The 15482-nt window shown below is 69.0% G+C and carries 13 protein-coding genes and 1 pseudogene; 6 read left to right on the top strand and 8 right to left on the bottom strand.

Going from position 1 to position 15482, the window contains the following annotated elements; translation table 11 throughout:
- Positions 1-3 precede the first annotated feature (3 nt).
- Complete coding sequence (locus ACWAT3_RS07070; protein ID WP_460797041.1) at positions 4-927, bottom strand: 1,4-dihydroxy-2-naphthoyl-CoA synthase; 924 nt, start codon at positions 925-927, stop codon at positions 4-6.
- Positions 928-1223: 296 nt separating this feature from the next.
- Here ACWAT3_RS07070 and ACWAT3_RS07065 point away from each other — a divergent pair.
- Positions 1224-1490 (top strand): annotated as a pseudogene (locus ACWAT3_RS07065) (Fic family protein); the annotation flags it as partial.
- A gap of 6 nt (positions 1491-1496) precedes the next feature.
- A complete protein-coding gene (locus tag ACWAT3_RS07060) occupies positions 1497-1922 on the top strand; it encodes a hypothetical protein (RefSeq protein WP_460797040.1) in 426 nt (141 codons plus the stop codon).
- 60 nt (positions 1923-1982) lie between these two features.
- On the opposite strand, the gene ACWAT3_RS07055 is transcribed toward ACWAT3_RS07060, so the two are convergent.
- Both ACWAT3_RS07055 and ACWAT3_RS07050 read right to left on the bottom strand, forming a co-directional pair.
- Positions 1983-2978 carry a permease prefix domain 1-containing protein gene (locus ACWAT3_RS07055; protein ID WP_460797038.1) on the bottom strand — a complete coding sequence of 332 codons (996 nt, stop codon included), beginning with the start codon at positions 2976-2978 and terminating at the stop codon, positions 1983-1985.
- Position 2979: 1 nt separating this feature from the next.
- Positions 2980-3312 (bottom strand): PadR family transcriptional regulator, encoded by a 333-nt coding sequence (locus tag ACWAT3_RS07050; RefSeq protein ID WP_460797037.1) that lies wholly within the window; start codon positions 3310-3312, stop codon positions 2980-2982.
- A 78-nt stretch (positions 3313-3390) separates the two neighbouring features.
- Here ACWAT3_RS07050 and ACWAT3_RS07045 point away from each other — a divergent pair, with 78 nt between their 5' ends.
- Positions 3391-4404, top strand: a complete 1014-nt coding sequence (locus tag ACWAT3_RS07045; RefSeq protein WP_460797035.1) for a GNAT family N-acetyltransferase — start codon at positions 3391-3393, stop codon at positions 4402-4404.
- Between the two features lie 93 nt (positions 4405-4497).
- Positions 4498-5469 (top strand): o-succinylbenzoate synthase, encoded by a 972-nt coding sequence (locus tag ACWAT3_RS07040; RefSeq protein WP_460797034.1) that lies wholly within the window; start codon positions 4498-4500, stop codon positions 5467-5469.
- Positions 5470-5490: 21 nt separating this feature from the next.
- Here the strand turns inward: ACWAT3_RS07040 and ACWAT3_RS07035 are convergent, their stop codons facing one another.
- The gene (locus ACWAT3_RS07035) at positions 5491-6120 is read right to left on the bottom strand and encodes a TetR/AcrR family transcriptional regulator (RefSeq protein ID WP_460797032.1); all 630 of its coding nucleotides are present in this window, start codon (positions 6118-6120) and stop codon (positions 5491-5493) included.
- Positions 6121-6248: 128 nt separating this feature from the next.
- Between ACWAT3_RS07035 and ACWAT3_RS07030 the strand changes: the two genes are divergently transcribed.
- Both ACWAT3_RS07030 and ACWAT3_RS07025 read left to right on the top strand, forming a co-directional pair.
- Entirely contained in the window at positions 6249-9005 is a 2757-nt protein-coding gene (locus tag ACWAT3_RS07030; RefSeq protein WP_460797030.1) for an MMPL family transporter, read from the top strand.
- Positions 9002-11158: a YhgE/Pip domain-containing protein gene (locus tag ACWAT3_RS07025; RefSeq protein ID WP_460797029.1), complete on the top strand. Its 2157-nt coding sequence runs from the start codon at positions 9002-9004 to the stop codon at positions 11156-11158. Before ACWAT3_RS07030 ends, ACWAT3_RS07025 begins: the two co-directional genes overlap by 4 nt.
- A 159-nt stretch (positions 11159-11317) precedes the next feature.
- Here ACWAT3_RS07025 and ccsB read toward each other — a convergent pair whose 3' ends face one another.
- Genes ccsB through ACWAT3_RS07005 form a run of 4 tightly spaced genes read right to left on the bottom strand, consistent with a single transcriptional unit; the run spans position 11318 to position 15436 of the window.
- On the bottom strand, positions 11318-12292 hold the full coding sequence (gene ccsB, locus ACWAT3_RS07020) for a c-type cytochrome biogenesis protein CcsB (protein ID WP_460797027.1): 975 nt from the start codon (positions 12290-12292) through the stop codon (positions 11318-11320).
- Between the two features lie 9 nt (positions 12293-12301).
- On the bottom strand, positions 12302-14044 hold the full coding sequence (gene resB / locus ACWAT3_RS07015) for a cytochrome c biogenesis protein ResB (protein WP_460797025.1): 1743 nt from the start codon (positions 14042-14044) through the stop codon (positions 12302-12304).
- Positions 14025-14792 carry a cytochrome c biogenesis CcdA family protein gene (locus tag ACWAT3_RS07010; protein ID WP_460797023.1) on the bottom strand — a complete coding sequence of 256 codons (768 nt, stop codon included), beginning with the start codon at positions 14790-14792 and terminating at the stop codon, positions 14025-14027. Before ACWAT3_RS07010 ends, resB begins: the two co-directional genes overlap by 20 nt.
- Positions 14789-15436 carry a TlpA family protein disulfide reductase gene (locus tag ACWAT3_RS07005; protein WP_460797021.1) on the bottom strand — a complete coding sequence of 216 codons (648 nt, stop codon included), beginning with the start codon at positions 15434-15436 and terminating at the stop codon, positions 14789-14791. Before ACWAT3_RS07005 ends, ACWAT3_RS07010 begins: the two co-directional genes overlap by 4 nt.
- Positions 15437-15482: the final 46 nt, after the last annotated feature.

Below are 15482 nucleotides of genomic sequence, written 5' to 3'. Positions count from 1 at the left end.
CGGTCAGAAGTGGTAGGGGAACGACGACCAGTCGGGCTCGCGCTTCTCGAGGAACGAATCCCTGCCCTCGACCGCCTCATCCGTCCCGTACGCGAGCCGCGTCGCCTCACCGGCGAACACCTGCTGGCCGACGAGTCCGTCGTCGACGGCGTTGAACGCGAACTTCAGCATCCGGATCGCGGTCGGCGACTTCGTGAGCACGGTCCGCGCCATCGTGAGCGCCTCGCGCTCGAGTTCGGCGTGCGGCACGACGCGGTTCACCGCCCCCATCTCGTACGCGCGCTGAGCGGAATACTCCTCGGCGAGGAAGAACACCTCTCTCGCGATCTTCTGCCCGGTCTGGCGCGCCATGTACGCGGACCCGTATCCGGCGTCGAACGATCCGACATCGGCATCCGTCTGCTTGAACCTGCCGTGCTCGGCGGAGGCGATCGTCAGGTCGCACACGACGTGCAGCGAATGCCCGCCGCCGGCCGCCCAGCCGGGGACGACCGCGATGACGACCTTGGGCATGAAACGGATCAGCCGCTGGACCTCGAGGATGTGCAGGCGGCCGGCGCGGGCCGGATCGTGCACCTCGGTCGTGGAGTCGCTGTACTTGTACCCGTCACGACCGCGGATGCGCTGGTCGCCGCCGGAGCAGAACGCCCAGCCGCCGTCCTTCGGGCTCGGCCCGTTGCCGGTGAGCAGCACGGCACCGATGCGCGGGTCCTGCCTGGCGGCGTCGAGTGCGCGGTAGAGCTCGTCGACGGTGTGCGGGCGGAAGGCGTTGCGCACCTCAGGCCGGTTGAACGCGATGCGGGCGACGCCGCCGTCGACGGACACGTGCGCGGTGATGTCGGTGTACGCCTCGGCCCCCGGCGCGAGCTTCCACTCGGAGAGGTCGAACAGATCGGAGACGAATGCGTTGTCCACGCATACGAGCATATTCCGCGATGGCAACCGGCCGAAGACACTTCTTACCGGAGCGGCCGGCAAGTCTGCGGACACTTGTAAGCAAATAGTTACGCATCACACCGAGGAAGAAAACCACGACAAATCAGAGTCCATGGCCGATCTCTATCGTCTGCCGCCTCTCGCGTTCGACTCCGACCTCGTCGCCACGCTCTTCGAGATCGAACGGTTGCGTGCGGACATCGGAACGGGCACGACGCCTCGAGATACGTTCACGGAACTGCATCGCCTTTTCGACACTGTCATGAGCGTGGTTTCGGCCCGCAGACCTGCACGCCCGCATCGTCGAAGATCTCACGCGAGAAGGGGACCCGACGCCCGGCGCGTACCGGACTCAGGATGTGGCGATCTCCGGCTCGGTTCATCGGCCACCGGCCTGGATCACCGTCCACCCTGAGATGTCGTCGCTGCTCGAGTTCGCGAATGCCGAGCGTCCCCTGCACGAGCAGTTGATGCAGATTGCACTTGCGCACCATCGTTTCGTCTGGATCCATCCGTTCCGGAACGGAAACGGGCGAGTTTCGCGTCTCTTCACCTACGCCATGCTCCGGCGGACCGTCTTCGCCACTCGCGGGTTCGGCGCGCTCAATCCCACTGCAGTCTTCGGCAACGATCGAGCCGCCTACATCACAGCATTGGAGGCCGCAGACACTCTGAGCGACGAGGGCACGATCGCCTGGGCATCCTTCTTCGCCCGGGGCATCCGGGAGGACATCACGCGACTGATCCATCTCCAGGACCGCGACTACGTCATCGATGCTCTGATCGGGCCCGCCCTGACTCGCCTAGCCCGCGACGGGCGCATCTCGGACGGCGAGCACCGGGTGCTGAACGAGGTCCTGCAGCGCGGGACTGTGAAGGCCGGAGATCTTGCCCAGGCAGCACCGGGTTCCGCCTCATATCGATCCCGACTCATCCGGCAACTGGATGCTCTCGGCTTCCTGCCGAGAATGCTGTCCGACGACTGACGACGTCCCGGCAGCGCGTTTCCCCGAGGAGCGCGCTGCTCCCCGGGGAAACGGAACGGATCAGACCAGCTGTGCGCGCTCGGCCCGCCGCGCCTTGCGCCAGCCGTCGACGATGTCCCAGACCGCGCCGACGCCGACTCCGAAGCCGATCAGGACGGCGAGGATGCGGAAGATGCCGCCGTTGCCAGCCGCCTCGGCGTCGCCGGCCGCGAAGCCGTCCCCACCGGCATCCGCGACGAAGGCCAGGAAGTCCGGGTTGATGAGTTCCCCGCGCAGCAGCGGGATCAGCACCAGGGCCGAGAACGCCAGCGCGAGCACGGTGTTCAGCAGCGCCATCGTCGTGGTCCAGCGCCGCAGCCGGAACAGCACGACGGCGAACACCGCCTCCAGGACGATGAGCGCGAACAGCGCTCCGATCCACCAGGGCCACAGTCGCGGGTCGAGGATCGCGATCGGGTCGCCTCCGGTCGGGAAGAAGCCACGGACGCGATCCCAGATCACCGCCACAGCGGCGATGCCGAGGAACACCAGCGTCGCGATCAGCTCGCTGCGCCCCGCACCGTTCTCCTGCGCCTCGGGAAGCTGATCGACCTCCCATTTCGCACCGGTGTCCGCACCGGTGCGCTCCAGGACGGCGAACACCAGCGTGGTCCAGAAGCACAGGTGCACGATGACCTGCAGCGTGACGGGCACGACCTGGCCGATCGTCTCGCCGACGCCCTGCCCGGAAAGCAGCAGCCCGAGCGTCATGGCGCCGAGCACGCAGATCGGCACGATCCACAGCAGCAGCTTGAGCAGACGCCACCAGGTCAGGTAGTACTTCGGACCGATCAGGTGCAGCGGCCGGTCGGCATAGCCGGCGGCGAGGATGTCGGGGTCGCCGAGCTCGGTCAAGACGGCGCGCTCGGCATCCGCCCGCGCCTCGCCCTGCTCGACGCGCGCTTCGACGGCGTCGGCGATGGAAGCCTCGAGTTCGGCACGCACGTCGTCCTGTGTGTCGGGTGCGAGGCTGCGGATGGTGGCCGAGATGTAGCGCTCGGACAGGGTGGCGGTCATGTCAGTGCTCCTCTTCGGTGAGCGACGCGATCGCCGTGGTGAGCGATCGCCAGTGCGTGGTCAGGGTGTCGGCGAGACGGACGCCGTCGGCGGAGGTCCGGTAGAACTTGCGCGGCCTCGCCTCCTCGGTGTTCCACTCGCTCGTGAGGTATCCCTGTTTCTCCAGCCGCCGCAGCAACGGATACAGGGTGTTGGCGTCGGTCGTGAAGCCGTGCCCGTCGAGCCGCTCGAGCAGGCTGTAGCCGTAGCCGGCGTCGCGCAGCAGCTGCAGGCAGGCGAGCACGATGGTTCCGCGTCGCAGCTCCTGCAGGTGGATGTCGAACTGTTCGTCCATACGGATCACAGTACTGTGCGTCACACACTATTGTCAACGACACATCGCTGTTCCTTCGACAAGAGCTAACGTGAGCGAGTGAGTCTCACGATCAGCCGCATCGACCCGTTCGACGACGACGCCTACAACGCATGGTGGGAGGCATACGCCGCCGCGCGCCGCGTCGACATGGGCGAGAACGCCGTCATCTGGTCGCGCGATGAGAGCCGGGCCGAGCTGCAGCAGCCATCGGCGACGACCGAGCGACGCGCATTCGTCGCTCTGCAGGGCGGCGCTGTCGTCGGCTCGGCATCCATCGGCCTGCCCCTCAAGGACAACGTGCGCACCGCGGGCATCGGCGTGAACGTGCCGCCGGAGCACCGGCGCCGCGGCGTGGGCTCTGCACTGCTGGCGCACATCGAGGGCGAAGCGGCAGCTGCCGGACGCTCGACGCTTCGGGCGGACATCTTCTGGCCGGCATCCGCCCGCGCAGACGGCTCCGGTGAGCCGGGGTACGAGTTCGCGCGTCGGCACGACTACGCCGTCGCGCTCGGCGACCTGCAGGGCCGCCTGGATCTTCCGGTTTCGGATGCCGTCATCGAAGAGCTCCTCGCCGAGGCTCCGGCCACGGGGTACACGATCCGCAGCTGGAAGGGCGCGGTACCGGACGACGTGGTCGCCGAGTGGGCCGCGCTCGACGCCCTGCTGGACACCGAGGCGCCGACCGGCGAGCTGGACATCGAAGCCGCGACGGCGGACGTCGCCGACTTCCGCGCCGATGAAGCGCTCGTCGCACGCCAGGGGCGCACCTCGTACGGCACGATCGCGCTCACCGCCGATGGTCATGTCGCCGCCTACACGCAGATCGTCGTGTCGCTCGATGACGGCAACGGCTACCAGTGGGGCACGCTCGTCCGCCGAGAGGACCGCGGACACCGTCTCGGTCTGCGCATCAAGCTGGAGAACCTGCGGATGTTCCAGCAGCACTCCCCCGGAACGACCCGCATCTACACGTTCAACGCCGATTCGAACGCGCACATGCTCGCCGTGAACAGGCAGCTCGGGTTCCGGACCACCGCCCGCATGGCCGAGTTGCAGAAGCGACTGGACTGACGGCCGCACCGCGAGAAACCACTTAGTTCGCGAGAAACCACGACCGCGGAGATTCCTCGCGCAAGAGATGGTTTCTCGCGGGATGATGGGGCGATGACGCCACCGCTTGCCGACATCCTCGCCACCGCCAGGGTGGTCGCGCTTCCGATGACGACCCGCTTCCGCGGCGTCGACGTCCGTGAGGCGCTTCTGCTTGAGGGACCAGCCGGCTGGGCGGAGTTCTCGCCCTTCGTGGAGTACTCGGATGCCGAGGCGTCGACGTGGCTCGCAGCAGCGCTCGATTTCGCGTGGAACGAGCAGCCCACGCCGCACCGGACGACGATCAGCGTGAACGCGACCGTGCCCGCCGTGCCGGCCGAACAGGTCGCCGCGGTCCTCGCACGCTTCCCCGGATGCCGCACCGCGAAGGTCAAGGTCGCCGACCCTGGACAGACGCTCGCCGACGACGTCGCGCGGGTCGGAGCCGTGCGAGCGACGCTCGGGCCGGAGGGGCGGATCCGCATCGACGCGAACGGCGCATGGAACGTCGATGAGGCTGAGCATGCAATCCACTCGCTCGCCGCCTTCGACCTCGAGTACGTGGAGCAGCCGTGCGAGAGCGTCGACGAGCTCGCCGAACTCCGCACGCGCGTGAAGTACATGGGCATCCCGATCGCCGCGGATGAGAGCGTCCGCAAGGCGTCGGACCCGATCGCCGTCGCCCGCGCCGGTGCGGCCGACCTGCTGGTGATCAAGGCGCAGCCGCTCGGTGGCGTCCGCCGAGCCCTGGAGATCGTCGCGGAGGCAGGACTCCCGGCTGTTGTCTCGAGCGCCCTGGATACGGCGGTCGGCCTGTCGCAGGGGGCGATGCTCGCGGCTTCCCTCCCCGAGCTGGAATACGACTGCGGGCTCGGCACCGGGGCGCTGTTCGTCGAGGACGTCGCCGACCTCGTTCCCCGCGCGGGGGAGATTCCGGTCGGCCGGGTCACCCCGGATGCCGTGCGGCTCGACCGGCTCGCGGCCTCAGCGGAGCGCCGGGACTGGTGGCTCGACCGACTCACGCGGTGCCACGCCCTGCTCGCGTGACGCGGCCGCCCGAGCTGGTGGCTATTCGGTCGGTGCGATGATGAGGTCGACGAGCTGACTGAGCGCTTCGGCCCCGACATGATGCAGCGGCTCGCCGTCGAGCCCTTCGAGCGCCGCACGCGCCATGCAGCCCTCCCACTGGATCATCAGCATCCGCGCGGCCGACGGGACATCGATGCGCAAGGCGAAGAGTCCGGTGTCGATGAGCCCCTGGATGATGTCCTCGATGCTCGACACCATCGCGCGGTCCTGCTCGAGGTAGGCCGTGGCGAATTCCTCGTCGCGCAGTGCGCGGATGCGGATCTCGCTCATCATGAGCACGCCGAGGCGATCGTCGAGGCCCGAGTCCATGATGCGCTGCACGAGTGCGGTCGGATCCGCGTCGCCGGCGAGCACTCCTGATGCGACGAACTCGTCGATACGCCCTCTGACCGACGAGAGCCGCTGCTCGGCGACGGAGGAGGCCAGCGCGAGGAACAGCTGGTCCTTCGACTCGAAGTTCGAATAGAACGCGCCGCGGGTGAAGCCCGCGCGCTCGCAGATCGCCTCGACGCTCGCCCCCTCGAGACCGATCTCGGCGAACACCTGCGCCGCGGCATCCAGCAGGCGAGCCCTGGTGTTCTCGCGGCGTCTCGTCACCGGAATCGTCATCGAAGCCTCCACAGTCCCACTCTCACACCTCGCCCACAGTTTCGCACGCTCGACTCACCATAGGATACAGACCTGTATCGGATACGCTTGTGTATCAAACCCGCACCGGCCCTTCACGGAGGATCCTCGTGTCCACATTCCTGTCGTCCCTCGGACGCTGGTCGTTCCGCCACCCCTGGCGCGTACTCGTCTCCTGGCTGCTGGTGCTCGGCATCGCCGGCGGCGGTGCGCTCGTGCTCGGCACAGGGACGGACAACTCGTTCTCGATCCCCGGCACCGAATCGCAGGCCGGCCTCGAGCAGCTGTCCCGCTCGTTCCCCCAGGTGAGCGGCACGAACGCACAGTTCATCGTCGTGGCCGCCGATGGCGACAGCATCACGGACGATGCCTACCGCGAGGACATCGAGGATGCCGTCGACGAGCTCGAGGACCTCGACGGCGTGCTCGCCGCGACCTCGCCGTACGACGAGATGGTCGCCGGCATGATCAACGACGACGAGACAGCCGCCATCGTCCAGCTGCAGTTCGACGGACAGTCCACCGACGTGTCCCAGGACACGAAGGACGAGCTCGCGGCTGTCGTGGACAACCTCTCCGCGGCTCTGCCCGACGGCTCCCAGACCGCACTCGGCGGCGACCTGTTCGCGACGTCGATCCCCGGCGTCACTCTGACCGAGGCGGTCGGTCTGCTGATCGCACTCATCGTCCTGATCGTCACGTTCCGCTCGTTCGCGCTGGCGGGACTCCCCCTCGCGACCGCGATCCTCGGCGTCGGCATCTCGATCGCCGGGATCTTCGCGGCCACGGCCTTCGCGAGCGTGTCCTCGACCACTCCGCTGCTCGCACTGATGCTCGGTCTCGCGGTCGGCATCGACTACGCCCTGTTCATCATGGCCAGGCACCAGGACCAGGTCCGCGATGGCGTCGATCCGGAGGAGTCCGCGGCGCGTGCGGTCGGCACAGCCGGTTCCGCCGTCGTGTTCGCCGGCATCACCGTCCTGATCGCCCTGATCGGCCTCGGTTTCGCCGGCATCCCGTTCCTGACGACCATGGGCATCGCAGCGGCCGTCGCCGTCGCGATCGCGGTCGTCATCGCCGTGACGCTCACGCCGGCACTGCTCGGCTTCATGAAGGGCCGCGTCATCGGCTGGAAGCGCGCGCCGCGTCCCGCGAAGGCCGACGCCGCACCGCGCCGCACGTTCAGCCAGCGCTGGGTGGGCGGCATCACGAAGCGGCCCATCCTCACCTCTCTCGCCGTCATCGTCGGTCTCGGCGCCATCGCGATCCCGGCGCTGAGCCTCAACCTCGCGCTGCCCAATGCCGGCGTGCTCCCGAAGGACTCCGAGGCGAGGCAGAGCTACGACCTCGTCGCCGAGGAGTTCGGTCCAGGGTTCAACGGCCCCCTCATCCTCACCGGGACGATCGTCACCTCGACGGATCCGCTGACGCTCATGGAGGACCTCGGCGATGCCGTGGCCGACATCGACGGCGTGAAGGAGGTCGCCCTCGCGACCCCGAACGAGACCGCGGACACCGGCATCGTGCAGGTGATCCCCGAGACGGCGCCGGACGACCCCGCGACGAGCGACCTCGTGCGCGAGCTCCGTTCGCACCACGACGAGTGGCTGGACGAGTTCGGCATCGATGTGAAGGTCACCGGCTTCACGGCCGTCGCGATCGACATCTCCGACCAGCTCGGCGCCGCCCTGCTGCCGTTCGGGATCTTCGTGATCGGCCTCTCGCTCATCCTGTTGACGATCGTGTTCCGCTCGATCTGGGTGCCGGTCACGGCCGCGCTCGGCTACCTGCTGTCGATCGTCGCGGCGTTCGGCGTCGTCGGCGCGGTGTTCGAATGGGGCTGGTTCGCCGACGCGCTGCATGTCGCGAAGACCGGCCCGATCATCAGCTTCATGCCGATCGTCCTCATGGGCGTGCTGTTCGGCCTCGCGATGGACTACCAGGTCTTCCTGGTCTCGCGCATGCGCGAGGACTTCGTGCACGACGCGTCGTCGAAGAGCGCGAATCGCGCCGAGCGCCGGAGCGCGGCGATCCGCGCCGTCCGCACCGGGTTCACCGGGTCGGCGAAGGTCGTCACGGCCGCCGGGCTCATCATGTTCGCGGTCTTCGTCGCGTTCGTCCCTGAGGGCGATTCCTCGCTCAAGCCGATCGCGCTCGGCCTCGCCGCCGGTATCGCGATCGACGCGTTCCTCGTCCGAATGACGCTCATCCCGGCGCTCATGGCGATCCTCGGCGAGCGCGCCTGGGAGCTGCCTCGCTGGCTCGAGCGGATCCTGCCCAGCGTGGACATCGAGGGTGAAGCCGTCGAGCGCGAGCGGCACCTCGCATCGTGGCCGGGCGATGATTCCGTCATCGCGGCGGACGACCTGGTGCTCCGTGCCGACGCGCCGATCCTCGAAGGCCTCCGCCTGCGCGTCGCGCCTGGGTCCGGGCAGATCGTCACGGCTCCGGATGCCGGGGTGCGGCGCGCCCTCGCACTGGCCGTCGCCGGTCGGCTCGCCCCCGACGACGGGCGCCTGCGCGTGGCAGGCCACCTGCTCCCCGGACGCGCCGCCTGGGTGCGCGCCCACGTCGGCTGCGTCCTCGTCGACGACACGGATGCCGCACTCGCCGACCTCCGCGAAGCACTGCGCGGGCGCTCCGACCTCGTCGTGATCGACGGCATCGACCTGCTCGGGGGCGCGCAGCGCGACCAGGCGACGGCGATGCTCAGGGATGCCGCGGCATCCCGTGATCTAGCGGTGTTCGCCACGGCATCCGATGCGTACGGCGCCCGCGCGATCCTGGCGGATGCCGGCTGGCCTGACGCGTCGGTCGTCGACACCCGCTTCCCCCACCGCACCGAGACCTCCGAGGTGACCGCATGACCCTCTCCATCGAACGGGCACGATCTCGCAAGAAGATCACCTGGCTGACCGTGGTCGGCGTCCTGCTGCTGCCGGCGATCATCGGCGGACTGCTGGTGGCGGCGCTGCAGAATCCGACCGAGCGCCTCGACTCGATGACCGCGGCCATCGTCAATCTCGACGAGCCGGTCACGATCGACGATCAGTACACGCCGCTCGGGCGCCAGCTCGCGTCCGGTCTCGTCGAAGGCTCTGATGAGCTGGACTCGAACCTCAGCTGGGTGATCTCGAACGAGGACGACGCGGCCGAGGGCCTTGCCGACGGCAGCTACCAGGCCGTCATCACGATCCCTGCGAACTTCTCGGCGGCGGCGACCTCTGCGGGCACCGCGATCGCCGACGGCGGCGGCGAGGCCGAGCAGGCGCTGATCACGGTCACCACGCCGGAGGACGGCCGCGTCGCCGACGACCTCATCACGTCGCAGATCGCGTCGGCCGCGACATCCACGATGGGGACCATGCTCAGCGAGGCGACCATGGAGAACGTGCTCGTCGGCTTCACGACGCTCGGCGAGCAGCTCGGTGAGGCCGCGGACGGCGCGACGTCGCTGGCCGACGGCGCATTGCAGGCCGCAGACGGCGCGACCGCTCTGCCCGATGGTGCGACCCAGCTCGCCGACGGCGTGAACCAGCTCGGCGATGGCGCATCCCAGCTCGGCGACGGGGCATCCGAGATCTCGAACGGAGCGACCCAGCTCGCCGACGGCGCCACGCAGCTCAGCGGCGGAGCGAGCTCGCTCGGCAGCGGGCTGGACACGATCGCCGCGAACACGCGGGAAGCAGGCTCGGGTGCGACGACGCTCGGACAGGGCCTCCTCGCCGGCGCCGGCGCGATGACCGACCCTGCCGGCGATCTCAGCCAGCTCGTGGGGGCGGCGGGAACCGTCGCTTCGGAGTCGGCCGCTGCCGCCGAATCGACCGTGACGACGGCGACGCAGGTCGGCGAACTCGCCGCCACGCTCGGCGCCATGGCCCAGCAGTGCGACCCGGCGGTATCCGGCGAACTCTGCGCGCAGCTCGCCACGGCGGCTGAGGATGCCGGGGTCGCAGCCGCGTCCGCCGGCGACGCCGCGACGGCGGCCGGCACGGCATCCGGCTATGCCGGACCGCTCGCGGAGGGAATCGGCGCGCTGCCCCAGACGCTGTCCGCGCAGCTGTCCCAGGCCGGCGAGGCCGCGGTCGCGCTCGGCGACGGGTTGAACCAGCTCGCCGGTGGCGTGGACCAGTCCGCTGCGGGGGCCCGCGAGCTCGCGAACGGCGCGACCGGGCTGTCGACCGGTGCAACAGGGCTCGGCGAGGGAGCGGGACAGCTCGCGACCGGAGCAGACGAACTGAGTTCCGGCGCCGGACAGCTCGGGGACGGAGCGACGCAGCTCGCCGATGGCGCGACCGAGCTCGTCGACGGGCTCGACCAGCTCGCCAACGGCACCGGAGAGCTCGCGAGCGGCCTCGACACGGCCGTGGAATCGATCCCGTCGTTCTCGGAGGACGAGTCCTCGTCACTGGCGTCGGTCATCGCCGACCCCGTGTCGTCGAACACCTCGACGTCGACGATCTTCGGACCGACGGCGATCCCGCTGCTGACGGCCGTCGTGCTCTGGTTCGGAGCGCTTGCGACGTTCCTGGTGCTGCGTCCGCACACGGCGCGCACGCTCACCTCGCGTCGCCCGTCGATCGCGCTCGCGCTGCGGGCGTTCGCTCCGGCCGCGCTGATCGGCGCGGGCCAGGGTCTGCTCGTCTCGATCATCGTGCAGATCGTGGCTCAGTACGACGCGGGGACCTGGTGGGTGTTCGCGGGAACCGCCGTGCTCGCCGGTGTCGCGTTCGCCGCGGTGAACCAGGCGCTGGTAGCGGCGCTGGGCGGCGTCGGCCGCTGGATCAGCGCGCTCGTCGGCGTCCTGGCGATCGCCACTGGACTCATCTCGACCGTCCCGGCCTGGCTCGCCTCACTCGGAGCCGCGCTGCCGACTCAGCCCGCCTACGCGGGGCTGATCGCAGGCAACGGGGCAGCGGTGGCCGCGCTGATCGTGTGGGGCGTGCTCGCGCTGGGCGTCACGACGCTCGCGGTCGCGCTGCGCCGGACGACGTCCGCGAAGGCGGTCATCGCGACCTGACCCGGCCATCAGATGCGGGAACCGGACCCTGCACCATCGGGCGCGATGGTGCAGGGTCTTCGCGTTCACATCCAGGGGGGAAGACGAACGCCCACCTCACCTAATTGAGAACCAGCGTTTCCCTTCCAGCCCGCTCACGGCAGGCGGGGAGGACGCGATTCAGCTGAGGCCGGAGTAGGCGTGCAGGCCCTTGAAGAAGACGTTGACGACGGTGAAGTTGAAGATCACGGCCGCGAAGCCGACGATCGACAGCCAGGCCGACGGGCTGCCGCGCCATCCCCGCGTCGCACGCGCGTGGATGTAGCCCGCGTAGAGCACCCAGATGATGAACGTCCAGGTCTCCTTGACGTCGAAGCCCCAGTAGCGGCCCCAGGCATCCTGCGCCCAGATGGCGCCGGCGATGAGGGTGAACGTCCAGAAGATGAAGCCGATGATCGCGAAGCGATAGGCGAGCCCTTCCAGGCGCTCAGCCGTGGGAAGCGTTGCGAGGAAGCGCGGGCCCGTCTTCTCGGCCTGCTCAGCGATCTTTCGCTCGCGTCGCGCCTGCAGCAGCTGCAGCACGGACAGCGAGCAGGCGAGCGCCAGGAACGCCGTCGCCAGCGAGGCGACGAACACGTGGATGACGAGCCAGACGCTCTTGAGGGGGTCCATCAGCGGGACGACCTCGACGTAGAAATTCGTGGCGGCAAGGCCCAGCAGCACGACGACGAGGCCGATGATGAAGGTGCCGAGATAGCGCAGGTCGACGCGGGTCAGCACGACGAGGTAGACGAGGACGATCAGGGCGGTGCCGATCATCGCGAACTCGTAGAGGTTCGCCCACGGCACGCGTCCGGCCGCGACGCCGCGCATCACGAGCGCTGCGACGTGGAACAGGAAGGCCAGGACGGTCAGTGCCGTCCCGATCCGCGCCATGACGTTGCGGGGCTTCTTCGGCGCTTCGGAGCCGGATGCCGTGGCGAACGCCTCCCCCGACGACCCCGCCCCGACCGAGACGAGCTCGCGCTCGAGTCGAGCGTCGGCAGACGCCGATGAGCGGCCGGCCAGGTCGAACGCGTACGCGATGAACGCCGCGGCGTAGATCGCGATGGCCGTCCAGATGCACAGCAGCGAGTAGTCGTCCAGCGCTTCCATGGTGTCAGTCTACTTTCGGGGGTCGTTTCGGGGATCGTCGAGCAGTCGTTCGTGCCCGGCGGCGAGATCGGCGACGGCCTTGGCGATCGTCGGGTCCTCACCGCGCGCGAGACCGGCGTACTCCAGGTGCACACCGCCGTCGTTCGGGGTCGCCTTGACCCACATGCGCCGACGCGGCACGAACAGCGCGAGTCCGAGGCCGCCGAGCGCGAGCAGGGCGAACACCAGCACCCACACCGCGGATGCGTCGTGGTGGACCTGGAGCGAGGCGTAGCGCTTCACGGACTCGGTGAAGTCGCCCTCCGGCGTCCCAGCCGGCGACTCGTCCTCGAACGTCACCGTGCCGAGCCCGTTCGGCAGGTCGGCGGTCGCCCCCGGCTGCAGTTCGAGCGATTCGACGCCGGAGTCGCCGCCGGCGATCTCGGTGAGGTCGGTGGTGTCGAGCGTGTACACCGAGCGCGGCGTTCCGTCGTCGATGCCGAGGTCGCCCTGATAGACGCGCAGCGTCAGCAGCGGTGCGTACGTGTCGCCGTAGATCGAGGTGAACGCGCCGGATTCGAGCTGCCCCTGCGTCGGGTAGAAGAACCCGAGCATGCCCAGTTGCTCCGGCATCCCGTCCGTGACCTTGACGACGCCGAGCGAGGTCATGTTGGTGTCCTGCGGGAGGAACTCGACCGAGTCGCGGAAGACGACCGTGCCGTCGGCGTTGCGCACCGTGATGGTCGGCGCGTAGCCGTTGCCGAGCAGGTAGATCTTGTCGCCCGCGACGCTCAGCGGATGGTTCACCTGGACCGAGCCGTCCCATTCGGAGCCGTCCGTGTCGCGCACCGACACGTTCGCCGAGTAGTCGCCCGCCTGTCCGGATGCCGTCGATCCGAACTCCTGATAGGTGACGTCGAACGAGTCGAGCGTCATGGCGTACGGCGCGAGGGCGTCGTCGCCGACGAAGCGGCCGCGGTTCATCGAGTTGTAGTCGACCAGCGAGTTGACGAACGTCTCTCCCTCGACGACGACCTTCTGTCCGGTGTAGGCGAATCCACCGCCGATGCCGACCGTCACGAGGACGCCGACCAGCGCGAGGTGGAACAGCAGGTTGCCGGTCTCGCGCCAATAGCCGCGCTCGGCCGAGACGGAGAACGTCTTGCCCGCGTCGTAGCGCTCCACGCGGTAGCCGAGCGCCTTGAGCTGCTTCTGCGCGACGTCGACGGCCCGGGATGCCTCGGCAGCGGCATCCTCAGCAGAATCCGCCCCTGAGACTGCCGAAGGGCGATCCACCTCGAGGTGATCAGCCAGGCGCTGCAGTCGCGCAGGCGTGCGCGGCGGACGCGTCCGCAGCGCCTTGGCGTGGTGCTTGATGCGCGGGATGACGCAGCCGACAAGCGACGTGAACAGCAGCAGGTAGATCGCCGAGAACCAGGGCGACAGGTACACATCGAACATGCTCAGCGCATCGAGCACCGGGAACATGTCGGGGTTGTTGGCCTCCCACTGCGTCACGCCGTTGGGGTCGGCCATGCGCTGCGGGAACACCGAACCGGGGATCGCGGCGATCGCGAGGATCAGCAGCAGCACGAGCGCCGTGCGCATCGAGGTCAGCTGCCGCCATCCCCACCGCAGCCAGCCGATGGCGCCGAGCTTGGGCTGGTTCACGGTGGATTCGTCGCCGTCGATGTGATCGGACGGGCGCAACGGGTCGGAGGATTCGGAGCTCACGGCATCCTTCTCGGTCGAACTAGAGCGGGAGGTAGACACTGGCCATCACCGCCTGCAGCCGGAGCATCAGGGTCGTCCAGACGCCCGTCACCATGAGGATGCCGAGGATGATGAGCATCGCGCCGCCGATGATGTTCACGGTGCGGATGTGGCGGCGCAGGAAGCCGACGGCGCGCGTCGCCCAGCCGAAGCCGAGCGCCACGAGCACGAACGGTATGCCCAGGCCGATCGAATACGCGATGCCGAGGAACCCGGCGCGCACGGGGTCGCCGACGTTGAACGACAGGGCGACGATCGCGGCGAGCGTCGGGCCCATGCAGGGCGCCCAGCCGATGCCCAGCGCGATCCCCAGCAGCGGAGCGCCGATGAGTCCGGCCTTGGAGTCGACGTGGAAGCGCCATTCCCGCTGCGCGAACCCGAACAGGCCGATGAAGACGAGCCCCATCAGGATGATGACGACGCCGAGGATGCGGGTGATGAGGTCGCCCCACTGCAGGAAGAAGACGCCGGCGGTTCCGCCGAGCACGGTGAAGGCCACGAACACGACCGTGAAGCCGAGGATGAAGAGCAGGACCCCGAGAACGAGGCGGCCGCGCGTCGCGGTCGCGGTCGTCGTCGTCCCCGATGCCGAAGCGCTGCGCTGCGGCACCGCTGCGCCGAGGAACCCGAGGTACCCGGGGACGAGCGGGAGCACGCACGGGGACAGGAAGGCGGCGAGCCCGGCGAGCATCGCCAGCGGCACGGCGATCAACAGACTGCCGTCCCCGATCAGGGCCTGGACGTTCACGCGCTCTCCGCGAGCGCGTCCTTGACCAGGGTCTCCAGGATCGATGCGCTCTCGAGTTCGCCGAGCACGCGCGCGGCGACGCGTCCCTGCTTGTCGAGCACGAGGGTCGTCGGTGTCGCCTGGATGGGGATGACCCGTGCGAAGGCGAGCTTCGCCTCCCCCGTCTTGGCGTCCATGACGCTGGGGTAGGTGACGCCGTAGGTCTCGGCGAACGCCTTGGCGGTATCGGCCTCGTCGAGCGTGTTGACGCCGATGAAGCTCACGCCCTCGTCCTGGTAGTCCTGCCACACGGATTCGAGGTCAGCGGCCTCGACCCGGCACGGCGGGCAGCCCGCGTACCAGAAGTTCACCACGGTGACGTCGCCGGACAGATCGGCGCTGTCGAAGTCCTCGCCGTCCTCCGTGACGCCCGCGAACTCGATCGGCGCCTCGCGGTCGTCCGGTGCGATCTCGAGCACGGTGAAGCCGTTGGCGGCGACGTATCCCTTGTCCTCGCCGTTCAGGTACTGCTCGGCGACCGGGTCGGGCGCACACGCGGTGAGGCCGACGGCGAGCACCGCGGCGAGCGCGGCTCCGAGCAGTCCCCGCGAGCGGGAACGGGACGTCTGGCCGGCGCGGTCGGAAGAAACCGTGGGATCGGGCACGAGCCCAGTCTACGTGGCGGATTCTATGGGTACTCTGAGCCTTCTG

Source organism: Microbacterium sp. GXF0217, from assembly GCF_054798195.1.
This window is presented reverse-complemented; position numbering and strand designations above follow the sequence as displayed.

Coding starts and splice junctions, on each gene's coding strand:
- ACWAT3_RS07040 (WP_460797034.1), top strand. CDS start 4,498: ATGACGCCACCGCTTGCCGACATCCTCGCCACCGCCAGGGTGGTCGCG.
- ACWAT3_RS07070 (WP_460797041.1), bottom strand. CDS start 927: ATGCTCGTATGCGTGGACAACGCATTCGTCTCCGATCTGTTCGACCTC.
- ACWAT3_RS07025 (WP_460797029.1), top strand. CDS start 9,002: ATGACCCTCTCCATCGAACGGGCACGATCTCGCAAGAAGATCACCTGG.
- ccsB (WP_460797027.1), bottom strand. CDS start 12,292: ATGGAAGCGCTGGACGACTACTCGCTGCTGTGCATCTGGACGGCCATC.
- ACWAT3_RS07035 (WP_460797032.1), bottom strand. CDS start 6,120: ATGACGATTCCGGTGACGAGACGCCGCGAGAACACCAGGGCTCGCCTG.
- ACWAT3_RS07055 (WP_460797038.1), bottom strand. CDS start 2,978: ATGACCGCCACCCTGTCCGAGCGCTACATCTCGGCCACCATCCGCAGC.
- ACWAT3_RS07060 (WP_460797040.1), top strand. CDS start 1,497: ATGCTCCGGCGGACCGTCTTCGCCACTCGCGGGTTCGGCGCGCTCAAT.
- ACWAT3_RS07050 (WP_460797037.1), bottom strand. CDS start 3,312: ATGGACGAACAGTTCGACATCCACCTGCAGGAGCTGCGACGCGGAACC.